This is a genomic window from Kitasatospora sp. A2-31 (assembly GCF_022288725.1).
Lineage (GTDB): Bacteria > Actinomycetota > Actinomycetes > Streptomycetales > Streptomycetaceae > Kitasatospora.
Map to the genome: position 1 here is coordinate 592,360 of NZ_JAKNTA010000004.1, position 22,204 is coordinate 614,563.

General features: G+C 73.2%; 22 protein-coding genes. All 22 read right to left on the reverse strand.

The features are described 5' to 3' along the window. Nucleotides 1-7: 7 nt before the first annotated feature. Nucleotides 8-1,708 carry an MFS transporter gene (locus MCM47_RS14650; RefSeq protein ID WP_238862017.1) on the reverse strand — a complete coding sequence of 567 codons (1,701 nt, stop codon included), beginning with the start codon at nucleotides 1,706-1,708 and terminating at the stop codon, nucleotides 8-10. Between the two features lie 147 nt (nucleotides 1,709-1,855). Continuing rightward, on the reverse strand, nucleotides 1,856-2,455 hold the full coding sequence (locus tag MCM47_RS14655) for a class I SAM-dependent methyltransferase (protein ID WP_238862018.1): 600 nt from the start codon (nucleotides 2,453-2,455) through the stop codon (nucleotides 1,856-1,858). Next, nucleotides 2,452-3,030 (reverse strand): hypothetical protein, encoded by a 579-nt coding sequence (locus MCM47_RS14660; protein WP_238862019.1) that lies wholly within the window; start codon nucleotides 3,028-3,030, stop codon nucleotides 2,452-2,454. Before MCM47_RS14660 ends, MCM47_RS14655 begins: the two co-directional genes overlap by 4 nt. Before the next feature lie 99 nt (nucleotides 3,031-3,129). After that, nucleotides 3,130-3,765, reverse strand: a complete 636-nt coding sequence (locus MCM47_RS14665) for an NADPH-dependent FMN reductase (RefSeq protein ID WP_238862020.1) — start codon at nucleotides 3,763-3,765, stop codon at nucleotides 3,130-3,132. Continuing rightward, nucleotides 3,762-4,001 (reverse strand): ferredoxin, encoded by a 240-nt coding sequence (locus MCM47_RS14670; protein WP_238862021.1) that lies wholly within the window; start codon nucleotides 3,999-4,001, stop codon nucleotides 3,762-3,764. Before MCM47_RS14670 ends, MCM47_RS14665 begins: the two co-directional genes overlap by 4 nt. Nucleotides 4,002-4,053: 52 nt before the next feature. Continuing rightward, the gene (locus MCM47_RS14675; RefSeq protein WP_238862022.1) at nucleotides 4,054-4,677 is read right to left on the reverse strand and encodes a hypothetical protein; all 624 of its coding nucleotides are present in this window, start codon (nucleotides 4,675-4,677) and stop codon (nucleotides 4,054-4,056) included. Between the two features lie 6 nt (nucleotides 4,678-4,683). Further along, nucleotides 4,684-5,613 carry a carbon-nitrogen hydrolase family protein gene (locus tag MCM47_RS14680; protein WP_238862023.1) on the reverse strand — a complete coding sequence of 310 codons (930 nt, stop codon included), beginning with the start codon at nucleotides 5,611-5,613 and terminating at the stop codon, nucleotides 4,684-4,686. A gap of 22 nt (nucleotides 5,614-5,635) precedes the next feature. Beyond that, a complete protein-coding gene (locus MCM47_RS14685) occupies nucleotides 5,636-6,592 on the reverse strand; it encodes a carbon-nitrogen hydrolase family protein (RefSeq protein WP_238862024.1) in 957 nt (318 codons plus the stop codon). A 100-nt stretch (nucleotides 6,593-6,692) separates the two neighbouring features. Then, nucleotides 6,693-7,454: a class I SAM-dependent methyltransferase gene (locus MCM47_RS14690; RefSeq protein ID WP_238862025.1), complete on the reverse strand. Its 762-nt coding sequence runs from the start codon at nucleotides 7,452-7,454 to the stop codon at nucleotides 6,693-6,695. Beyond that, nucleotides 7,441-8,940: a coproporphyrinogen-III oxidase family protein gene (locus MCM47_RS14695; RefSeq protein ID WP_238862026.1), complete on the reverse strand. Its 1,500-nt coding sequence runs from the start codon at nucleotides 8,938-8,940 to the stop codon at nucleotides 7,441-7,443. Before MCM47_RS14695 ends, MCM47_RS14690 begins: the two co-directional genes overlap by 14 nt. A 15-nt stretch (nucleotides 8,941-8,955) precedes the next feature. Then, the gene (locus MCM47_RS14700) at nucleotides 8,956-9,639 is read right to left on the reverse strand and encodes a class I SAM-dependent methyltransferase (protein WP_238862145.1); all 684 of its coding nucleotides are present in this window, start codon (nucleotides 9,637-9,639) and stop codon (nucleotides 8,956-8,958) included. A gap of 5 nt (nucleotides 9,640-9,644) precedes the next feature. After that, nucleotides 9,645-10,784, reverse strand: a complete 1,140-nt coding sequence (locus MCM47_RS14705) for a BtrH N-terminal domain-containing protein (RefSeq protein ID WP_238862027.1) — start codon at nucleotides 10,782-10,784, stop codon at nucleotides 9,645-9,647. Further along, nucleotides 10,781-11,602, reverse strand: coding sequence for an NAD(P)-binding domain-containing protein (locus MCM47_RS14710; RefSeq protein WP_238862028.1), 822 nt, complete (start codon nucleotides 11,600-11,602; stop codon nucleotides 10,781-10,783). Before MCM47_RS14710 ends, MCM47_RS14705 begins: the two co-directional genes overlap by 4 nt. Beyond that, the gene (locus MCM47_RS14715) at nucleotides 11,599-12,933 is read right to left on the reverse strand and encodes a phenylacetate--CoA ligase family protein (protein WP_238862029.1); all 1,335 of its coding nucleotides are present in this window, start codon (nucleotides 12,931-12,933) and stop codon (nucleotides 11,599-11,601) included. The genes MCM47_RS14710 and MCM47_RS14715 overlap by 4 nt, the downstream gene beginning before the upstream one ends. After that, nucleotides 12,930-13,982 carry a zinc-binding dehydrogenase gene (locus tag MCM47_RS14720; protein WP_238862030.1) on the reverse strand — a complete coding sequence of 351 codons (1,053 nt, stop codon included), beginning with the start codon at nucleotides 13,980-13,982 and terminating at the stop codon, nucleotides 12,930-12,932. The genes MCM47_RS14715 and MCM47_RS14720 overlap by 4 nt, the downstream gene beginning before the upstream one ends. Next, nucleotides 13,979-15,439, reverse strand: coding sequence for a B12-binding domain-containing radical SAM protein (locus tag MCM47_RS14725; protein WP_238862031.1), 1,461 nt, complete (start codon nucleotides 15,437-15,439; stop codon nucleotides 13,979-13,981). Before MCM47_RS14725 ends, MCM47_RS14720 begins: the two co-directional genes overlap by 4 nt. Further along, nucleotides 15,436-16,671 (reverse strand): tyrosine decarboxylase MfnA, encoded by a 1,236-nt coding sequence (gene mfnA / locus MCM47_RS14730; protein ID WP_238862032.1) that lies wholly within the window; start codon nucleotides 16,669-16,671, stop codon nucleotides 15,436-15,438. Before mfnA ends, MCM47_RS14725 begins: the two co-directional genes overlap by 4 nt. Further along, nucleotides 16,616-17,539 (reverse strand): deoxyribonuclease, encoded by a 924-nt coding sequence (locus MCM47_RS14735; protein WP_238862033.1) that lies wholly within the window; start codon nucleotides 17,537-17,539, stop codon nucleotides 16,616-16,618. The genes mfnA and MCM47_RS14735 overlap by 56 nt, the downstream gene beginning before the upstream one ends. Nucleotides 17,540-17,546: 7 nt before the next feature. Next, nucleotides 17,547-18,389: a sugar phosphate isomerase/epimerase gene (locus MCM47_RS14740; RefSeq protein WP_238862034.1), complete on the reverse strand. Its 843-nt coding sequence runs from the start codon at nucleotides 18,387-18,389 to the stop codon at nucleotides 17,547-17,549. Nucleotides 18,390-18,458: 69 nt separating this feature from the next. Then, nucleotides 18,459-19,097, reverse strand: a complete 639-nt coding sequence (locus MCM47_RS14745; RefSeq protein WP_238862035.1) for a class I SAM-dependent methyltransferase — start codon at nucleotides 19,095-19,097, stop codon at nucleotides 18,459-18,461. 191 nt (nucleotides 19,098-19,288) lie between these two features. After that, a complete protein-coding gene (locus MCM47_RS14750) occupies nucleotides 19,289-20,398 on the reverse strand; it encodes a 2-deoxy-scyllo-inosose synthase (RefSeq protein ID WP_238862036.1) in 1,110 nt (369 codons plus the stop codon). Between the two features lie 217 nt (nucleotides 20,399-20,615). Next, entirely contained in the window at nucleotides 20,616-21,938 is a 1,323-nt protein-coding gene (locus MCM47_RS14755; protein ID WP_238862037.1) for a TrpB-like pyridoxal phosphate-dependent enzyme, read from the reverse strand. Between the last annotated feature and the right edge of the window lie 266 nt (nucleotides 21,939-22,204).

Here is a 22,204-nt window from a genome sequence, read left to right on the forward strand (position 1 = left end):
CGGCCGGTCAGGCCGTTCCGGGCTGCTGGGCCGGTCCGGCCGTCTCGGCCTTCCCGGCGCTCTCGGGCTGCTTGGCCGGGGCCGACTTCCCGGCCGCCGGGGCGCTGCCCGTGGTCCTGGCGGGGGGAGGCTTCGGCGGCCCGAAGGCCGGGGCGGGCGTGTCGCGGATCAGCAGCAGCGCGGTCACCCAGCCGAGGGCCAGCAGGCCCACCGGCAGCAGGAGCCCGCTGTGCATGGCGTTGGTGAAGGCGTCCGCGAAGGCGTCCTGCACCTTGGCGGCCTGCGCCGGGTCGGCACCGGCCACGGCGGGCGGCGGGCCGCCGCTGCCGATCTTCACGGCGCCGTCGGTGAGCGGCGCGAAGGCCTGCTTGAAGCCCTCCCGGGCCTCCGCGGGCAGCGCCTGCGCCTGCTCGTTCACCCAGCTGCGCAGCCCGCTGGAGATCCGCATGGACAGGACGGCGCCGATCGCCGCGCTGGCCAGCAGCCCGCCGATCTCCTGCGAGGTGTTGACCAGCCCGGACGCCACACCGGCCTGCGGCGGCGGGACCTGCCGCATCCCGACGCTGAACAGCGGGGAGAAGACCAGGCCCATCCCGAGGCCGGCCAGCAGGAAGGGGCCGATCAGGTCGAGGGTGCCGGTGTCCGTCCTGGTGACCAGGATGAACGCGCCGAGGCCGGCGGTGAAGCAGGCCAGCCCGGTGAGGATGACCGCCTTGCCCGAGCCGCGGTCGGAGAGCTTGCCGCCGATCCCGGCGACCAGCGCCGAGGTGAGCGGCATCACCGCGATGGTGAAGCCGGCCCGTAGCGGGGTCATCCCGAGGACGGTCTGCAGGTAGAGCGAGATCGGCAGGAAGGCCCCGAGCATCGAGAAGCCCATGACGGCGGCGACGATGTTGGCCGAGGCGAAGTTGCGCAGCTTCAGCAGGTCGAAGGGGAGCAGCGGGCCGGAGCGCTGGTGCCGCCGCTGGTCGAAGCCGAAGTAGACCAGGATCAGCAGGCCGGCGGCGATCGAGGCCCAGGCGGTGGCGTCCCAGTCCAGCCGCTCGCCCTCGATCAGCCCGAAGGCCAGGCCGCTGAGGCCGAGGATGAGCAGGGCGGTCGGCACCAGGGCGAGCGGTTGCCGCTTGCCGGGCCGGTAGTCGTGGACGTGCTTGAGCACGAGGTAGGCGGTGGCGAGGCCGATCGGCAGGTTGAGGTAGAAGATCCAGCGCCAGTCCAGGTAGCTGACGATGACCCCGCCCAGCGTCGGGCCGGTCAGCACCGCGAGCCCGGAGAGCGCGCCGGTGAAGCCGAAGGCCGCACCCCACTTGGACGGCGGGAAGACCATGGTGACGATCGGGAGGATCTGCGGGGCCAGCATCGCGCCGCCGACGCCCTGGGCGAAGCGGGCGCCGATCAGGACGCCGGCGTTGGGCGCCGCCCCGCACAGACAGGAGGCGGCGACGAACAGCGCCAGGCCGTAGAGGTAGACGCGGCGGGGCCCGAAGAGGTCGCCGAGGCGGCCGGCGACGATGAGCAGGGTGGCGTAGCCGAGGATGTAGGCGCTGAAGACCCACAGGCCCTCGTCGAGGGACGCGTGCAGGCCGGACATCACATGGGGCAGCGCGATATTGACGATCGTCATATCGAGCAGCGTCATGAAGAAGCCCATGCTGAGCACGCCGAGAATCAGCCAGGGACTTTTGTCCCGGGTCTGCCGGTCGGGCATAGGTGGCTCATTTCTTGGAGCGCCGGAAGCCGTCGGCCGGAATGCGGGCACCGGGCTTCGGAATCGGGGAAGCGCGGAATGTCCGCCGGCTCGGCAGGGCCGGCGCGGAGCGGTCGCGGCGGTGAGGCCGCGAATGGACGGGACGGGTCAGTCGGCGCGCCGCAGCAGTACCGCGTTGGCGTCGACCTTGAGCACGTCGGTGTGGAGCTGGAACGGCAGCAGCGGGCCGCTGCTGAACAGGTCGGCCGGGAAGTGGCGCTCGATCGAGGGCGCGTCCACCGGCTTGAAGGGGAACATCTCCTGACGGCTGCCGCGCAGGTACAGCAGGCCGCCCGGGTGGAGCAGCCGGGCCACCTCGGCCGCGTAGCGGTCGCGGTCCTCCGGGCCCAGGTGGTGGAAGCAGCCGCGGTCCACCAGGAGGTCGAACTCCTCGTCGGGCAGGTCGAGTTCCCGGACGTCGCCGACCCGGAGCTCGACCTCCAGGCCGAGCCCGGCGACCCGCTCGCCGGCCAGCGCGACCGCCTCGGCGCTGATGTCCACACCGGTGGTGCGGTAGCCGGCGCGGGCCAGCGCGACGGTGTCCCAGCCGGTGCCGCAGCCCAGGTCGAGGGCGCGGGCGCCGGGGGCGGGCGGCGTGGCGGCGAGGAATCCGACCAGGTCGGGGGAGGGGGCGCTGAGCTCCCAGTACTGGTGGTGGTCCCCGGCCTTGTAGGCCCGGTCCCAGTCCAGGGTGGTCGTGGTGGTCATGGTCGTAGACCCCTTCCGGAGGCGCGCCGGACCGCACCGTGCGGCCGGCGGGGCACGCCGGCCGGCGTGCGCGGGGTGAGGTGGCCGCCGCCCGGACCGCCCACGGTGCCGGCGAGGCCGGTGGCCGAGGGGGTCGCGGTGGCGTACCAGCCGATTACCTCGGGGCGCCCGGGCGTCAGCACCGGCGAGCCCCGGTAGACCTCGTAACGCGGCCAGCCGGCGCGCAGTTCGAGGCCGAGGGCCGGGGTGACGTGGCGGTGGCGGACGGGCGGTTCGGCCTGGGCCGAACCGCCCTGCCAGAGCATCAGCCGCTCGCTCAGGACGGGCAGCACGCGGATGCCCAGGCTGTCCCGGCGCGGATCGAGCAGGGACAGCCCGGCGACCCGGTCCCGGGGCACCGACAGGCAGGCGTCGAACCGCCTGCGGTCGGGCGCCGTGGACTCCGGGTCGTCGTACAGGATTTCGATGCCGACGGTACGGTCGTCGGAAATCCCGCGGTTGAACAGGAATGCGGTGAGGCGAAGCCAGGTCGCCTCCCGCGGAGTTCCGTTCGCCGGATGCCTGAGGCTGATCACGAGAAGTGGTCGGGGGAGCACCGGGAACCATTCTCCGGTCCCCTGGAATTGCCCGCCCAATGTCTGCGGCCTATTCACAGGGGTGACGCTATCAACGGGTCAGTCCTCGCGTTTGACTGTCCTGGACACGTTCACGGCGGATTCCGGACCGATCGGCTCCGCTCCCGGGCCGTCGGTGCGCGGCCGCAACAGCGCCGCCGCCCGGGCCACGCTGCGGGCGAGCTCGTCCACCCGGGCCCCGAGCTCGGGATCCGCAGGCTCGCCGCCCGGCACGGCGCTCCGGGCCTGCGGGACGGCCACCTGCTCGGGCACCATCCAGGCCCGGTACCAGCGGACCACCAGACGCAGGTGGTTGAGCGCGTTGGAGTTGCTGCGGCCGCCGAGCGCGCAGATGGCGCCGAAGACCTTCCCCTCGACGTGCTCGAAGTCCAGCAGGTCGAGCGCGTTCTTCAGGGCCCCGCCGATGGTCCCGTGGTACTCCGGGCCGGCCAGGATGACGCCGTCGGCGGCACGGAACTCCTCCCGCAGCAGCTTGACGTCCGGCCGGCTCGGCCACGGGTCCTGCTTGTCGCCGTTGCAGAACGGCAGGTCCAGCTCGCGCAGGTCCAGCAGGGACGTCCGGCAGCCGTCGGCCTCCAGCAGGGACACGGCGCGGCGCAGCAGCAGCTGGCTGGTCGAGCCGGGGCGCATCGAGCCGCCCAGGCCGAGGATCCGGGGCGGCGCGGCGGCGCTCACGCGTCCTCCTCGCAGATGGCGTCCGCCGGGCAGCAGTCCATCGCCTCGTACACCAGCTCCTCCTCGTCCTCGTCGACCGGCTGGCGGGCCACGTAGGTGTAGCCGGCCTGGTCGTTGCGGACGAAGGAGTCGGGCGCGATGCACCGGCAGGTGTCGCAGTCGGTGCACTCCGCGTTGACGAAGAACCGCCCGGGCACGTTGTCCGGCAGCCTGGCCGGCACGGGGAACCCGCTCATGCGCCCACCTCTTCCTCGGCCTCGGCGGCCGGGAGGTACCCCCACCGCTCGCTCATGCGTGACTCCGTCCCGCGTGGACCAGCTCCAGGACCCGCTCGGTGTCGGTGCGCAGCAGGTGGCCGTAGGTGTGGCCGAGCTCGTCCTCCGGCGCGTACGCCAGCAGCTCGACGCTGTCGAAGCCGGCCAGGTAGTCGAGTACCCGGCGGACCTGGTCCGCGGTGTCGACGCTCAGCCCCAGGTGCGACATCAGCGAGCGCTTGCGGTCGGCCGGCAGGCCGGCCCAGTCGCCGTAGGCGCGGCAGGTGAAGAACTCCACCTCGGTGCCGCGCTCGGTGGTCAGGTTGATCCAGTGGCCGGGGGTGCCGTGCACCCGCGGGGCGATGTGCGAGGGCCCGGAGGAGACGCGGCTAAGGCCCGGGTGGTCCCGGACCGTCTCCAGCCAGGCCTCGAACTCCTCCTCGCGCCGGTAGTCGCCCAGGTAGACGGCCACGTGGTGCAGGCCGGTCAGCCGCAGGGTGCGGGCGTCCAGCGGCTGGCCGAAGAAGGAGAGCAGCGCGTCGTCGGTGGTGGTCGCGGCCGCCCGGTCGGCCCAGTCGAGGACCTCCTTGAGCGCGGGCTCGCGGTCGGCGCCGGTCGGCAGGTACTCGGTGGCGGGGAACAACAGGCTGGGTGCCATGGCGAATCAGCTCCGTCGGGCGGTCAGGTAGTCCGTGATCAGGGTCTCCAGGTCCTGGTGGCCGGCGTAGGGCTTCAGCAGGTCCTGGTAGAGCTCGGGACGGCGGCCGTGCAGGCAGAAGTAGAGGCTCTTGCGGAACGAGAGGTCGACCTCGCGCAGTTCGCGCACCCGGTCGAGGTCGAGCTCGGCGATCAGCACGCCCTCCTCCTCGTCCAGGGAGCCGACCAGCTGCTCGGGGGCGGCGACGGTGCTGTGACCGGCCACCGAGATGGATACCTGCCGGCCGGCCCGCTCGCCGGTGACCTCGCCGACGGCGCTGGCCAGCAGGGTGTAGCAGACGTTGAAGGAGGAGTTGGCCTGGATGCACGGGCGGGTGATCTGGATGTTGCCGCGCAGTGCCGCGCCGGGCACCGCGATGATCTCGGCGCCGCGCATGGCGAGCGTCCGCGGCACCTCGGGGATCCAGAAGTCGGAGCAGACGCAGATGCCCAGCCGCCCGAACGGCGTGTCCACGATGACGAGTTCGTCGCTGGGGGAGACGGTGACCATCTCGGCGGCGAAGCGGTGGGTCTTGCGGGCCTTGGCGGCGATGCGGCCCCGGTCGTCCAGCAGCACCGAGGTGTTGTAGTAGCGGTCGCCCTCCCGCTCGACGACCGTGCCGCAGAGCAGGTAGCAGCCCTTGGCCCGGGCCACCTCGCCGAGCCGGTCGAAGACCGGGCCCGGTACCGGCTGGTCGATGACGCCCTTCAGGTGGGCGCGGCCGGGGAAGTAGAACGGCGGGCCGAGGAAGAACTCCGGCAGGATGATCAGCTCGACGTCCTGGACGGTGTCCAGCAGGGCGAGCGTACGGGCCAGGTTGACCTCGGGGTCGTGATCCCAGAGGGTCTGGATCAGCGCGACCCGGGGCCGGCTGGTGGCGAGCGTGCGGTCGGTCATCAGGTCAGGCTCCATCCGGGGCTTACGGGGTGTCCGGCGTGTCCGGGGTGTCCGGGGCCGACGCGTCGTCCGGGTCCCGCCCGGCCGCCGCGGCCCAGTCGGGCAGCGGCCCGTCCGGGTGGGTGGCGGCGGTCAGCGCCAGGCCCAGCGGCGAGCGGCGGAAGTCGGCGGCGAACGGCGCGGCCTCGCGCATCCGGCGCAGTTCGTGCAGGTCCAGGTCGGCGGTGAGCAGCACCTCCTCGCGGTCCGCCTCGGCCAGCACCGGCTGCTGCTTGCGGAAGTCCCGCGAGTAGGCGCCGATCGCCAGCGGGCTGCGCAGGATCGCGCTGCGGCCCATGTAGGTGAGGCCGGCCAGGGTGTTCTCGCCGGTGGCGCTGGCGAACAGCACGTAGGCGCAGTTCTCCGCGGCCCGGGCGAGCAGCATCTGGCGCACCGGTTCGGCGAACGGCCGCAGCAGCACCGAGGGTGCGACGATGATCTCCGCCGAGTCGGCGAACAGGCCGCGCAGCACCTCGGGGAACTGCACGTCGTAGCCGAGCGCGAAGCCGATCCGGCCGAGCGGGGTGTCGAGGACGCGGGCGCCGGTGACGCCGGTGATGAAGTGCGCCTCCAGGTCGTACACCATGGTGCGCCGCGCGGTGCCGGCGAGCTCGCCGGTGTCGTCCAGCAGGACGGCGGTGCTGTGCACGTGCTCGCCGGAGCGCTCCAGCACGCCGGCGGCGATCCAGATGCCGAGCTCACGGGCGAGGCCGGCCAGCCACTCGGTGAGCGGTCCGGGCACCGGCTCGGCGATCTCGTGGCTCTTGGGCAGGTTCAGCGCGGTGGCGAACACCTCGGGCAGGACGACGAGCCGGCAGTCGTCGTCGGCCGCGGCGCGCACCAGCTTCTCGGCCCGCTCCAGGTTCTCCGCCCGGCGGTTGGTGGCGACGGACAGCTGGACGACGCCGACCCGGTACCGGCGAAGGTCTGCGGTGGGCATGGTCGTGCTCCTTCCGGTGTCGGGTGCGGTCGGGACGGCGGGCCGGGCGCGGGGCCCCCCCGGGGGCGGGCACCGCGCCCGGCCGGTGGCCGGCGGACCGTCAGTCGAAGATCCGCTCGTAGATGCCGGGCTCGCCGACCGTGTACCCGGTGTCCCGCGGCTTGGAGGAGACCACCAGGTTGATGCCCTCCTTGCTGACGCTCCAGCTGTCGAGACCGAGCTGGTCGAGCAGCTCGCGCATCTCGTCGGTGGAGTACGAGGCCCGCAGCGAGCGCATGAACTGGTTGGCGTCGCCGCCCGCGTACTGCAGCACGAAGGAGACCATGCCCTCGTCGGCGTCACGCGCCAGGTCGTACAGCAGCACGGTGCCGCCGGGGCGGCAGACCCGGTTCAGCTCGGGCAGGATCCGGGCCGGCTTGTCCCAGCGGTTGATCGCGCAGAAGCTGAACACCACGTCGAAGCTGTCGTCCTCGTACGGCAGCCGGGTGTAGCGGGCCCAGTCGCAGGCGAAGTCGCCGCCGTAGGAGACCAGGTTGGCGAAGATGGTGTTCTCCCGGGCCACCTCCAGGAAGGCGTCGTTGCTGTCCAGCCCGGTGAAGGTGGAGTCGGGGTGCTGGGCGGCCAGGCGCAGCGACAGCAGGCCGCTGGCGCAGCCGATCTCCAGCACCTCCTTGTCCGGACCGCAGTCCGGCCCGATGAGCTTCATCATGTGCTGCATCGGGATGATCATGGAGGTGCGCACGCTCCGGTCGTACGCGCGGCACTCCTCGGTGTCCTCGAACGGGTCGCCCTGCGGGGTGCGCTCGGCGAGGTCGAAGATCCGGCCCCGGCGGGACCGGCGGGTGGTCTCAGAGCTGGACAACGGGGAGTCCCTTCCGGCCGTCGGTGCGGTCGATCTGCCACTTCAGGATCTCGGTGCTCGCCGAGGTCGGCTGCGGGAGCCGGTAGTTGGCGTCCGAGTAGAAGCTCTTGGAGATGTTGTCGATGTAGTACCAGCCCTTCGGGTAGGTCACCTGGATCGCCTCGTCGTCGACCTCCAGGAGCCCCTTGGCGACCAGGTCGTCGACCTTGTCCTTGAAGTACTCGTACGGGTCGACGCCGTGCCGCTCGCGGTAGACCGAGCGCTTGACCCGCAGCAGCTTCAGGCCGAGGACGAGGCTGCGGCAGCGCTGCTCGTGCTCGTCGGTGTAGGCGCCCATGACGACCGGGAGCCGGCCCTCGTTGCACCGGCTGATGTACCCCTCGATGTCCGGCTCGTTGAGGTACATGTGGTTGTTCAGGTACCCGTAGGCACCGGAGCCGATGGCCACCATGTCCCCGCACCGGCCCCAGATCTGGGACAGGTGGTCGGTCAGGTAGAAGGTGTCCGTCTCCAGGCCGCGGTACGGCTTGCTGCCGTCCTTCAGCACCGGGTAGGTCTTGACGCCGGCCGCCTCCCACTCGGGCCGCATCGGCTCGATGAAGTCGTTGTAGGTCAGCGCCAGGTAGCCCGCGTCCATCAGCGTGGTGTGCAGGTACTGGTACATCTCGTCGGCCTCGCGGGTGCTCGGGCACGGCGGGGTGGCGCCGCTCTGCAGCGCGAAGAACACCTCCGAGCCCGGCATGACCGCGTAGTTGTAGACCGAGAACGAGGTCACCGGCAGGTCCATCAGGGTGCGGATGTCCTGCGCCCAGAGGTCGGCGGTCTGGCCGGGGATGCCGATCATGTAGTCGATGCAGAGGTTCTCCAGGCCGCTGCGGTCGATCAGCTCGATCGTCTTGGTGGCCGACTCGCCGGTGTGCGCGCGGGCCCGGCCGAGGTAGCGCAGCAGCGGGTCGTGGAAGGTCTGCACGCCCAGGCTCATCCGGTTGACGCCGTGCTTGAGCAGCACGTCCAGCTTCTGCTGGTCGACGTCGACCGGGGTGGACTCGATGGTGATCGAGCAGTCCGGGCTGAAGTTGAGCCGCTGCTTCATGAAGCCGAGCAGGTCGTCCAGCTCCTCGGCGCGCAGCGTGGTCGGCGTGCCGCCGCCGAAGTAGCCGGAGGTGAACACGGTGTCCCGGACGTGCGGCAGCTGCGAGTACAGGTCGATCTCGTTCTTCAGCGCCTGGATGTAGCGCTGCACCAGGGTGTTGCGGGTGGAGAACTTGTTGTACGGGCAGCTGGTGCACACCTGGTTGCAGAACGGGATGTGCACGTAGAACGACGTGGTCTTGGGGAACTTCTCCCGCGTGGCGTAGATCTGCTCCGCCGTCAGGGGCTTGACGTCGCAGGGGTACCAGCGGACGAACTCGATGTCCCGCTCCGGGTAGTCCCGCCAGAAGCTCGGGGTGTCGAGGAAGTTCCGGGTGATCGCTTCTTGGGTCATCTGCCTCTCCGGTCGTCAGGGTGCGCGGTGGTGCTCGACGGTGAGTGCCATCGGGCCGTCCGGGTCGACCACCCAGTCGGCCATCTCCGCGGCGTCGAGCCGTGCGCGCAGTTCGGCGCAGGTCCAGGCGCCGCGGAGGGAGTCCAGGTAGGTGCGCAAGCGGTACTGGCCGTCGGGCGAGTCGTCGGCGGCCATCTCGCGCAGGGTGTACTCGAGGATGAACGGGTCGGGGTCCCGGCGCAGGTCGTTGACCAGCAGCCGGCCGCCGGGGGCCAGGGCCCCGGCGAAGTCCCGGAGCAGATCGGCGGGTTCGGTGCACTCGCCGAGCGCGTGGACGCTGTAGGCCAGCGCGAACCCGCCGGCCAGGCCGTCCGGGAGCGGGTCGCCGGGCCGCCAGTGGCCGACCGGCACCGCCTCGCCGAGCCGCTCGCGCAGCGGGGCGACGGCGTTCGGGTCGGTGCACAGCACCCGCAGGTCCACCGGGCGGCGGGCCAGCAGGAGGGAGGCGAACCCGCCGTAGCCGGGTCCGACCTCCAGCACCGGGCCGCCGTCCGCGCAGGCGGCCTCCAGCAGGTCGAGGAACTCCTCCTTGTACTGGTTGCGGGCGGCCACGTACCGGTCGTACGCGAGCCGGTCCGCCTCGTCGGCGAGCCGATGGCGGGTCGGCGTCCGTACGTCCGGCAGCAGGCCGGTGGACATGCTGCTCACACCTCCCTCAGCAGGGCGTACAGCTCCCGCTCGGTCTCGGCGACGGCCCGCAGGGCCTCCCGCAGCTCCCCGGCGAGTCGTTCGCGGACCGGGCCGAGCCCGTCCGCCGCGGCGGCCCGCAGCCGGGGCAGCCGCTCGCCGAGCAGGGCGGCACGGGCGAGGGCGGCGGGGCCGCCGTCCAGCAGCTCCGCCTCCCGTGCCCGGTAGGCCGCGCCGAGCTCGGCGAAGTCATCGGTCCAGTCGGGCAGCAGCAGCGCGATCACCCGCGCCCACTGCCCGGCGCTGTCGGCGCAGAGCAGCGCCGCGTCGGCCAGCCGGTGGTCGCCGGTGAGCTGCGCCGCCTCGGCGAGGAACTCCCGGAAGAGGTTGCGGAAGGCGTTCCCGCCGGTGCCGGCCAGCTCGAAGTCCACGAAGGCGCCGGCCAGTTCCTCGACCACGGAGAGCGCGGGGGCGTCGCTGCGCAGCAGGTGCTGCAGCCCCGCCCCGTAGGAGTCGAGGCCGCGCAGGCCGAAGGTGGGCACCGGCGGGTGCAGCATCGCCCGGCAGGAGTACCGGATGCCCTGGCGGACGTCCTCCTCGGTGGGCAGGCGGGCCGTCTTCCAGTCGGCCCGCAGCAGCGCGTGCCGGGGTGGGAACGGCTGGTGGGCCGAGGCCCGGGCGGCGGCCAGCTCGGCCGTGGTCAGGGTCTGCGGCCGGGCGGGCCGGTCGGAGACGGTGACGGTGCCGGCCTGCGGGTCGTGCCCGAGCACCACGATCGCGTGGGCGCCGAAGTGCCGGGTGGCCTGGAAGTACGGCAGGTGGAAGAGGTCCACGTAGACCACGGCCGGGCGGCCCTGGTCGAGCTCCTCGCGCAGCTCGGCCCAGGCCCGGTCCGGGTCGTCGTCGACCGCGACCTCCACGTCCAGGCCCACGCCGGCGGCCATCCGCCGGGTGAACTCCGGGAACGGGCCGTTGCGCCCGCCGGTGAAGCCGCGTCCGCCGGGCGGCGGCGGCAGGTGCATGAAGCTGATGCCGCCGGCCAGGCCGAACAGCATCGCCTCGCTGACCTGCAGGCCGTGCGCGGCCAGTTGCTTGCGCAGCGAGGCGGTCTCGCAGTGCGCGCCGCCGTACAGCGGCTCCGGGTCGGTGGTGCTCATGCGACTCCTCCCGGGGAGACGGGCCGCTCGGCCCAGGCGGCCCAGGCGAGCGCCTCCGGGGGGACGGCGCCGGCCGGTGCCGCTTCGGCGGCCTTCGCCTCGGCGGCGATCTCGTCCAGGACCGAGCGGGTGTAGGGGTTGGCGTCCGAGGGCGGGTAGTCCAGCGCCGTCCCGACCAGGACGTTGCGGATCGCGGCCCGCACGATGTCGGTGGGCAGCCCGCGCCCGGCCAGTTCGGCGGCCAGCTCGGCGCAGGCCTTGAGGGCGACCTTGGTGGCGGCCCGGTTGGCGGGGCCGACGACCTTCTCCGGCCCCAGCACCACCTCACCGAGGTCGGCCGCCAGGGTGCGCAGGAGCCCGATCCGGCGCGGCGCGGAGGTCACCAGGACGGTCTTGAGGCCGAGCGCCACGGCGGTGAACTGGCAGACCGGCTTGAGCCCGACCACCTCCACGTTCAGCTCCGGCAGTTGGTCGGTCGGCACGCTGGTCGCCAGGTTCACGAACAGCGGCCGTCGGCCGATCTCCTCGGTCAGCGCGGCGAGCCGGCGCAGCGCCGCCTCGGTCTCCTGCGGCGGCACGCAGATCAGCACGGTGTCGGCGGCCGACAGGATCTCGCGCTGGTCCATGTCGGGCAGCGACAGGGCGGCGGCGACCCGCCGGGCGACCGCCGGGTCGCTGTCGTTGAGCAGCACCGGGAAGCGCTCGGCGAGCCGGTCGGCCAGCACCGCGCCGAGCCGGCCGAGGCCGACGACGGCGATCGTGCCGGGGTCGTTGTGCCGGGGCTCCGCCGGATTGCCGGGGCGCAGACCGAGTGTCACGAAACCGCCTCCAGGTCCTCGATGGTCAGACTGCCGGGCTTGAGCATCCGGTCCATCGCCCGCCGGACCTGCGCCCGGTCGATCGGGGCGACGTGAGCAGGCACCCCGAACTCGGCGGTGACCCGCTCGGCGACGGCCGCACAGAGCGCCTCCGGGTCGCCGCCGTCGGCCTCGACGCGGATCTCCACCCGATCCCCGGCCGGGCCGGCCGCCCAGTACAGACCCGCGCCCGCGGTCGAGAGCACGGTCTGCTCCAGCGCCAGCTTGTTGATCCGCCGCCCGCCGACGATCAGCTGCTCGCTGACCCGCCCGTGGTGGGCGAGCACCCGGCGCGGACTGCCGCAGGCGCACGGCTCGGCGGAGACGGTGACGAAGTCCCCGCTGCGGTAGCGCAGCAGCGGCATGGCCCGGCCGGCCAGCGAGGTGATGACCAGCTCCCCGGCGGTGCCGTCCGGCACCGGCTCGGTGGTCTCGGGATCGATCACCTCGAACAGGTGCCGGTCCTCCGTCAGGTGCAGGCTGCCCCGCTCGCAGACCAGCCCGAGCGAGTTGGTCTCGGTGGACCCGTAGGCGTTGGACAGCTGCACGCCCCAGAGCGCGGCGATCTTCTCCAGCTTGGCCGGCGAGCAGGTCTCGCCCACGTACAGGAAGGTCCTGAGCCCGATCTCCGCCGGGTCGCGGCCGGTGTCCCGGAGCATGTCGTACAGCCGCAGCGCCCGGCTCGGCGTGCAGATCAGCGCGGTCGGGCGGACGGTCCACATCATCTCGACCATCCGCTCGAACGGGCAGACCAGGCTGAGCGTGCCCACCGGGACGACCGCGGCGCCGACCTGCTCCAGCGCCCGGTCCAGGTCGTACGAGGCGAAGGCCAGCTCGTACGGGATGGCGATGAAGGCGAGGTCTCCGGGTCCGAGCACGTGGCCGACGGACTGCTCGACCGCCACGTTGCCGCGGATCCAGTCCTCGTAGGTGATCATCGAGGAGGTCGGGCTGCCGGTGGTCCCGGTGGACTCGCCGTAGCGGATCAGCTCCTCGCGGCCCACCGCGAGGAGGCCGAACGGGTAGGCGCCGCGCAGCTCCGCCTTGGTGGTGAACGGCAGCGCCCGCAGCCCGGCGGCGTCCGTCGGCCGCACCGAGCCGAACTCCGCGGCCCACTTCTCCCGATAGAACGGCGAGTTGGCGAAGGCGTGGTCCAACTGGCGCCGCAGCATCGCGAACTGGTGGTCCGGCACCTGGTCGGGGCTGAGCTTCTCGAACGCCGCCAGGTCGGCCAGCGCGGCCTCGCGGATCTCCGGATAGCGCAGGTGCGGCGGGCGGTCGGCGGTGGTCACCGGGCATCCTCTCCAAACATCAGCTGGGTCTTGATCCTGGTGCGGGGGTCGAGCCCGAAGGCCTCCTCCGCCCGTTCGGCCGGCAGCCGGTGGGTGACCAGCAGCCCGGCCTCCTCCCGGTGCCCGGCCAGGAACTCCTGCGCCCGGGCGAAGCCGCCGGTGCCGCCGATCGAGCCGACCAGGGTCAGGGCGTTGGCCACCAGCAGGTCGGTGCGCAGTGCCGCGCTGCGCCGCAGCCCGAAGCAGAGCACCCGGCCGCGCGGCACGGCGCAGGCCAGCGCGGTGGCGAGGCCGTCGGCGCCGCTCGAGCAGTCCACCGTGAGGTCGTAGCGGGCGGCGGCGGTGAGGGCGGCGTAGCCGCCGGCCGACCGGGCGGTCGGGTCCGGCTCGGGGGCCTCGGTGCGCACCCGGGCGCTCGGCAGCAGGTCGGCGACGGCCGCGGCCTTCACCGGGTCGGCCTCCAGCAGCTCGACGTCGCCGGTCCCGTAGGCGCCGGTGAGCAGCAGGTAGGAGGCGAGGCCGAGGGCGCCGGCCCCGATCACCAGGACCCGCTCGTCGGGGCGCGGGGCGACCCGGTGCAGGCCCTGGGCGGCGACCGCGAAGAACTCGGAGAGCGCCAGCAGTCCGGGGCCCAGGCCGTGCCGGTCGGGGTAGAGGTAGCGGCGGTCGACCGTCTGCAGCCGGGTGGAGAAGCCGTCCACGGTGAGGCCGAACTTCTCGATCCGGGCGCAGACGTTGCGGTCGGTGCCGCAGCGCGGGCAGTCGCCGCACCAGCGCGAGCAGTCGCCGGTGACCCACTGGCCCAGCAGGTCCCGGCCGCCCGGGCCGGTGTCGACCACCCGGCCGGCCCACTCGTGGCCGAAGCGCAGCGGATAGCTGCTCGGCCCGCCGTAGGTGCCGTCGTACAACGCCTGGTCGCTGCCGCACAGGGTGACCCGGTCGACCTCGACCAGCACCTCGTCGGGGCCGAGCGGCGCGGTCGGCGGCTTGGCCTCCTCGACCGAGATCCGCCCGGGGGCGGTGAGCCGCAGGTCCGGCCCGGCGCTCATCGCGCACCCCCGGCGGGCGGCGTCGGACGCGGCGGCAGGTGCTCGTTGAGCTCGGCCTCGATCCGCTCGCTCTCGGCCCGCGCCATGGTGATGCGGTCGCGCAGGCTGATCGAGTTGAGGCCCCACCACAGGTACCAGTTGTCGTTGGCGAGGACGCGGGCCTGGATCTCGTCCAGGAGCGCGTCGTCCTCGATGACCGCGCGGGACGCGTAGTACTTGGGCACGATGAATCGCTCCGTTCCGGTGATCATTCCCTCGGCGACGGCGGTGGCGTGCAGGGCGGTCCCGCGGCACACCCGCAGTCCGAGGGTCCAGAAGGCGTGCACGTCGGGCGTGGCCGGCGGCACGAGCTGCTCCATCACGTCGAAGGTCTCGCGGACCGAGTCCCGGTCGTCGCCGGGGCTGCCGATGAACAGGCAGTGCTCGACCCGGATGCCCGCCTCCACGAAGCGGCGGTGGGAGTCGACGATCTGCCGTTGCCGGAAGTTCTTCTTCAGACCGCGCAGGATCCGGTCACAGGCCGAGTCGGTGCCGAACTCCACGTAGTAGCAGCCGGTCCGGGCCATCAGGTCGACCAGCTCGGCGGTCACGTTGCCCGGGTTGACCATGCAGGACCACGGCATCTCGATGCCGCGCCGGACGAACTCGCGCAGCACCTCCAGCGAGTAGTTCAGCGGCAGGTTGAACACCCCGTCGACGATCTCCAGGACCTCCAGGCCCTCGTCGCGCAGCCGCTCCACCTCGTCGGCCACGCGGGAGACCTCGTCGAACTTCACCCCCGTGCCGTCGACCAGGAAGTTGCTGCAGAAGACGCACTCCAGCACGCAGCCCTTCTTGGTCTGGATGGTCGCCGGCACCTTCAGGCTGCGGTCGTGCGTCTCGTACGAGTAGCTGAAGTAGCGCTGGTCGTAGAGCGCCGGGTCGGGGCGGGCGGCCTTGCGGTAGTCGATCCGGAAGACCGGGTCGCGGCGGTGGTAGCCGCCGTCCGGCAGCGGGCGGATCACCCCGGGCACGTCCAGCGGCTCCTCGCCGCGGGCCAGGTGCTCCAGCAGGGGCTGGACCGACTCCTCGGCGAAGCCGGTGATCCCGTAGTCGGCCTGGACGAAGTCCATCAGGTCCTCCGGCACGGTGGAGAACCCGGGACCGCCCAGGAGCACGGTGACGCCCGGCAGTTCGTCGCGCGACCAGTCGGCGACCTCGCGGGCGAGCGGGGTGTAGACGACCGGCTCCAGCATGCTCTGCGAGTCGACGTTGCGGATCGAGATCCCCACCACGTCCGGTTTGAAGGACTGCACCGCGGCCCGCACCACCGGCTCGTCCTCCTCCTCCCACATCAGGTCCAGCGTCTCGACCTGGTGCCCGGCCTCCCGGGCCTGGGTGGCGATGGTGACCATGCCGATCGGCAGCACCGGCCGGAAGGACTTCAGCTTGTTGATCGACACGAAGAGCACCTTCACGGCCGGCCTCCGTCGACCTCGGTGAGCACGGCGACCAGGCAGCGCAGCTGCTGCTCGCTCTGGTGCCAGTGCACGACCAGCCGCAGCAGGCCCAGCCGGCGCGCCACCGAGGCGATCAGACCGCGCTCCTCCAGGGCGTCCACCAGCTTCTCCGGCGCGGGGTGGCGCACCGTCACCACGGTGAGCTCGGGCTCGGGGGCGACCTGGAAGCCGGCCCCGGTCAGCAGCCGCACCAGCAGTGCCCGGCGCTCCCAGAGCCCGGCCACCGCGGCCCGGTAGCCGCTGCGGCCCTGGGCGCGCAGCGCCGCCCAGGTGGCCAGCACCGCGCCGCCCGGCCGGGTGCCGAGCAGGGCCTGGTGGTCGAAGGTGCCCCGGTAGTGCGAGGAGGTGCGCAGCGCCGCGCCGTCCTGCGCGTCGCGGAACAGCACGTGCCCGGCCGGGATCGGTGCGCCGCCGTACTTGTGCGGGTCCAGGGTGACGGAGCTGACGCCGGGCACCGAGAACCCGATCGGCGGCAGCGGCTCGCCGAGCTCGCGGGCGAACGGCACCAGGAACCCACCGGTGGCGGCGTCCACGTGGACCGGGACGCCGAGCTGCGCGGCGTGCGCGGCGATCGCCGGCACGTCGTCCACGGCGCCGGACTCGGAGCTGCCGGCGGTGGCCACCACCAGCGCGGTCTCCGGGGTGACCAGCGGCAGCAGGCGGTCGAGGTCGACCCGCAGCCGCCCGTCCGAGGGGACGCGCACGACCTCCACCGGGAGCAGCGCGGCGATCTTGTCGAAGGAGAAGTGCGCGCTGTCGCCCAGCAGGATCCGGGCCGGCGCGTCGGGACCGAAGCGCGCCCGGTGGCGCCGGACGGCCGCCTGCACCGCCAGCAGGTTGGCCTCGGTGCCGCCCGAGGTGGCCACGCCGGTCGCCCCGGGCCCGTCCATCAGGTCGGCCAGCATGGCCGTCACCTCGCGCTCGGCGCGGGCCAGCGACGGGAAGATCCGGTTGTCGCCGAGGTTGGCCTGCTGGTGGGCGGCGAAGACCTGCTCGGCCACCGGGAGCGGGGTCGAGCAGATCGAGTTGAAGACGGTGCCGTCCCGGTAGTCGTGGTCGTCCGCGCAGAGCCCGGCGACCTCGGCCAGCACCTGCTCGACGGGGGCGCCCCGGTCGGGCAGCCCGCCGGCGGGCTCACCCGGAGGCGGGGACCCGGTGGGGGACGGCGAAGAACTGGGCAGCGTTGCCATGAGCGAGAGCCCTCACGATCTGCTCGGGGACACCATGGAGTCGGAGCCGGTGCACCGTCCGGGCCAGACCCAGCGGGTCGGCCGAGCCGAAGTGCAGGCCGGTGTTGAGCATCAGCCGCTCCGGGCCGAAGCGTTCCAGCAGCCGCAGCACCTCGCGGTGCGACTGCTTCTCGCGGATCTGGAACAGCGCGTCCTGGCGCGGGGCGACCGCGATCCCGTACCCGCCGAGCCCGCGCAGCGCCGGGTGCTCGGCGAGCAGGTCGATCCGCTGCTCGTCGAGGTCGAGCAGGGCGATGGAGGCGGGGTCGATGCCGGACCGCTCCACCGCGCCCGCCAGCGGCGCCAGCATCTCCCGGAAGGGCGCGAGCGCGGGCGGCGACTCGACCAGCACCGGCACACCGCGTGCCGAGGCCAGCTTCAGCTGCCGCTCCAGCACCTCCACCTCGTCCGGGCCGCCGTTGCGCAGCGACAGCTCGCCCAGCGCCCGGACCCGCGGGTGGTCCAGGTACTCCTCCAGCGCCTCGATCCCGGCCAGCGCCCCGGACAGCCCCGCCATGTCGGCCGCGTGCACCGCGAGCGCCACGTGCAGGTCGATCCCGTACGCGGCGGCGCGCGAGGTCTCGGCCACCGCGAGCCGTTCGAACCGGGCGGCGAAGGCGCTGCCGGTGTCCCGGGCCTCCAGCGAGGCGGAGCACGGGGCGAGCGCCGTGAGCACCCCGCTGACGGCCATCAGCTCGTAGTCGTCGGCGTTGCGCAGGTCGCTGTGGACGTGGTGGTCGAACAGCGGCGTCAGGCCGGTCCCGTCCAGTGCCCGGGGGGCGAGCGGCGGCGGGGGCGGCGGCGGTCCGGGGGCGCGGCCGGCGGGCACGGCGGCCTCAGCCCCGGAGACCGTCGGCGGCGGCGATGGCGGCGGTCAGCACCTCACGGCTGCGGCGCAGCGCGTGCTGGTACCGGTCGGCGTGGTTGTACAGCTCCACACTGACGAACCCGTCGTAGCCGCCGCGTCCGAGCACCGAGAAGAAGCCGGCGAAGTCGATGTCGCCGTCCCCGGGGATCTCGTGGTGGTGCACCCGGCCCTTGATGTCCTCGACCTGGATGATCCGGGTGTATGGCAGGTTCCGCTCGACCGAGCCGAGGTAGTCCTCCTCCACCACCCGGCAGTGGCCGAGGTCCTGGGCGAGCGCGAAGCGGTCGGAGGCCAGCTCGTCGGCGAGGCGGGCCACCCCGTCGTTGGTCTCCAGGAAGAACTCCGGCTCGGGCTCCATCGCCAGGACCGCGCTGCCCGGGCCGTCCAGCACCTGCTGGATGCCTTCCGCCAGCCACTGCCGGGCCTGCTCCTCGGAGACCTCGGCCTTGCGCTTGCCGGTGGCGAAGTTGACGTAGGGGATGCCGAGTTCGTCGGCGATCCGGACCGACCGCCGCACCAGGTCGACCCGGCGGGCCCGGCCCTCGGCGGTGGGGTGGATCAGCGAGGGCTCGAACCGCTCCTCGCCCAGCAGGTTGTCCGCGCCGGCGGCCAGGCAGCAGGCGGTCAGGCCGGAGCGCTCCAGCGCCTTGCGGATCGGCGCGGCCTCGGCGGGGCCGAAGGCGAACGGGTCCAGGTGCGCCGGGTGGAGCGAGAGCTCGATCCCCTCGTAGCCGGCGTCGGCGACCGCCTCGATCGCCCGCTCCACCGAGATCGTCCGCAGGCCGTTGGCGTTGTAGGCAAGCTTGACCACAGCAGTTCTCCTTGTCTCGACCGGTGCTGACCGGCCGTCGGGTCCGGTGGGCTCACACCGGCGGGTGGGTCACTTCTCGGCGGTGGCGTGCACGTGGAAGTCGTGCCAGGTCCGCAGCTCGATCCGGTGGAAGCCGGCGGCGCGCAGCATCTCCTCCAACTCGCCCAGGGAGAAGCGCAGGTGCACCTCCTCCGGGCCGGCGCCGTCGGGCTGCCGGGCGTACCACGCCTCGATCTCCCGGTTGCGCTCCTTGTCGGCGGTCTTGCGGTAGTCGGCCAGCGCCACCCGGCCGCCGGGTCGCAGCACCCGGTGCATCTCGGCGATGGCGGCGGGCGCGTCGTCGGCCAGCTCGTGCAGGACGTAGGTGGAGATGACCAGGTCGGCGCTGTCGTCGGGGGCGGGCAGCGGCACCACGGGGCTCACGGTGCGGGTGACCCGGTCGGCCACCCCCTCCCGGGCGGCCCGGGCGGCGAGCACGTCCAGCAGCTCCGGGCTGCCGTCCACGCAGTGCACCGAGCCCTGCGGCCCGACCGCCCGGGCGGCCGGCACGGCCGCGTAGCCGGTGCCCGCGCCGACGTCGATCACCTGCTGGCCGGGCGCGGCGCCGACGGCGCGCAGCAGGTCCTGCACCTCGCCGAGCGCCCAGCGCAGCGGACCGTCGAGCCGGTAGACCGTCTCGGCGATCTCCGGGGAATGCGCGGTGTTCATTGCGATGACTCCTTCGGGGGCCGAACGGGCCGTCCGGCCCTGCTGATTCGGCGGGTCGGCGGGTCGGCGGGTCGGGGCGTGCACGGGCGTGCACGTCGTACGCCCGGCGCGGTCGGGCGCACGGCGGCGCACGGCGGCGCCCGCGGGGCTCAGGCGGCGGGGCTCAGGCGGCGGGGCTCAGGCGTCGGGGCTCAGGCGTCGGCGAGGACGCTCTTCAGCAGGGGCTCGGGCACCGGCGTCTCGTGGTCGCCGTCCACGGTGTGCACCCGGCCGATCTCGGGCACCAGCACGAACCGCACCGCGCTGCCGGCCCGGCGCTTGTTGTCGCTGAGGATGACCTCGACGATCCGCTCCGGCGTGAACTCCTCCGGCACCGAGGTCGGGCTGCCCATCAGGGTGCCGAGCACGTGCTCCTGGCGCTCCAGCACCTCCGGGCGGGTGACCCCGAGCCGGATGCCCAGCCGGGCCGCGGCGCACATCCCGATGCCGACCGCCTCGCCGTGCAGCAGCCGGCCGCCGGAGAGGAACTCCACGGCGTGGCCGACCGTGTGGCCGTACTCCAGGATGATGCCGGTGCCGCGCTCGCCGGGGTCCAGCGCCAGGATGCCCAGCTTGCTGCGGACCACCTCGTGGCAGACCCCGAGCAGGTCGTCCCGGATGCCGCCGACGCCGTCGGCCAGCAGGCCCTCCAGCCGGTCGAACCAGGCGGCGTCGTTGACCAGGCCGTTCTTCAGCGCCTCGACCAGCGCGCTGCGGTGTTGGCGCTCCGGTTCGGTGCGCAGCGTCGCCACGTCGGCCCAGATGAAGATCGGCGCGTGGTAGACGCCGAACTGGTTCTTGCCGAGCGCGCCGTTGATGGCCTGCTTGTTGCTGAGGGTGCCGTCGGTGAGGTTGAGCATGGTGGTCGGGATCTCGACGAAGCGCAGGCCCCGGTAGACCATGGCGGCCGCCAGTCCGGCGAGGTTGCTGATCATGCCGCCGCCGAGGGCGCCGACGATCGAGTCCTTGGTGGCGCCGGCGGCGACCAGCCGTTCGCAGAGGGCGGTCAGCTGCGGCCAGCCCTTGACCTGCTCGCCCTCGGCCACGGTGATCAGATTGACCGCGACGCCGGCCCGGCCGAGCTTGTTGGCGAGGTCCCGGCCGAAGCGCTCGTACAGCGGTTCGCTGGTGACCAGGTAGAACTCGTCGAAGTCGTAGCGTCCCAGGTACTCGGGCAGGCGGTCGCCGATCCCGTCGCCGAGGTAGAAGGGGCAGCTCGGCCTGGTCCCGCTGGACAGCTCGATGATGGTTCCGTCGGACACGTCGGTCCTTTCGTGCAGGGTGTCGGAACGGGGGTGTCGGAACGGGTGGTGCGGGAACGCGGGTGGTTCCGGGTGCGCCCCCGCGCGCCCGCGCGCGACCGGCGCGCGGGCCGCGGAGCGTGTGGTCGGTGGGTGGGTGGCGGTCGGTGCTGCGCCGGGTGCGCGGCACGGCCGTACCGTGCCGGCGCGGCGCGAGCGCGCTGCGGCGTGCGGACGCTCAGCGGTGGGCGAGGTAGCCGTCGAGGTCGAGCAGCCCGTTGCCGCTGACGCAGGCCACGATCACCTCGGACCGCCCGGTCTCGCGGGCCAGCACGGCCCGCTCCACCGCGGCGCGCAGGGCGTGGCAGGACTCCGGGGCGATCAGCATCCCCTCCGTGGAGAGCACCAGCCGCCCGGTCTCGAAGGCGTCCGCCTCCTCGTACGCGGTCGCGTCGAGCAGCCCCTCGCCGCGCAGCACGCCGATCAGCGGCGAGCCGCTGTGCTGGCGCAGGCCGCCGACGTGGGTCTCCGGGAGCTCGTAGTCCCGGCCCAGGGTGTACGACTTGCTGAGCGGGGTGACGCCCTCGGGATCGGCGTGGTCGTAGCGCAGCGTGCCCCGGGTGAGCCGCGGGGCGCTCGCCGACTCCGCGCCGAGCAGCAGAAGACCGTCCCCGCGCTCCGCCTTCTCGGCCAGGAAGGGGCCCATGAAGCCGCCGAGGTTGCTGCCGCCGCCGACACAGGCGATCAGCGCGTCCGGCTGCTCGCCGAGGGCGGCCAGCTGCGCCTTGGTCTCCTGGCCGATGACGGTCTGGTGGATCAGCACGTGCGCCAGGTTGCTGCCGGAGATGTAGCGGGTCTCCGGGTGCAGTGCGGCGTGGCTGATCGCCTCGCCGATCGCCGTGCCGAGCGAGCCGAGCAGGTGCCGGCCGTCGCGCAGCAGCGCCTTGCCGACCGGGGTCTGCTCGCTCGGGGAGGGGTGCACCTCGGCGCCGAGCATCTCGATCAGCGCGTTCCGGCCGGGCTTCTGCCGGGCCGAGACGCCGGCCCAGTAGATGACGGCCTTCAGGCCGAAGCGGCGGGCGGCCCAGGCCACCGCGTGGCCCCACTGGCCGGCGCCGGTCTCGGTGACCAGCGTCCCGACGCCCTGCTGGGCCGCGTAGTAGGCCTGCGCGATCGCCGAGTTGAGCTTGAAGCTGCCGGTCGGCAGGACGTCCTCGCGCTTGAGGTAGATCCGGGCCGGAGTGTCCAGGTAGCGCTCCAGGGCGCGGGCGCGCAGCAGCGGGGTCGGCCGCCCGATCGAGGCGAGCTCCTCGCGCACCCGCTCCGGGATCGCCAGGAAGGGCTCGGTGGCGGCGTCCTGGGCGCGGACGGCGTCGAGCCGGATCCGCTGCTGCAGGGCGATCCGCGAGCCCCAGTCGTCCTGCTCGGCGCCTTCGGGCTCGCGCGGCGGCGGCACGGCGCCCGGCAGGCTGGGGACGAGGTTGTACCAGTGCGACGGGACCGAACGGGGGTCCGCCGCGGCCGGCACCGGTACGGGGGTCCACGGGGCGGCTGGAGTCACGATGCATCCCTCTCGTCATCCGGATGGGGGAACCGTGCACGTCAGTCTCCGCAGCCGATGGACCGGGTGAGAAGCGGATCGCGCGTTGTTGACCGGCTCAGTCAAGCTTCGGATCGGTTGCCCGGGTCGGACTTGACCGGAACGGTGGGGAAAGCGGTTTCCGGTCCCGAAGCCACGGGTTTCGCGGCCCGGACCGCGCGGCCGGGCGCGCGGTGACCGATTCCGCGCCGCCTCGTTCGCCCTCGCGGGGGCCTGTGGCCGCAGTG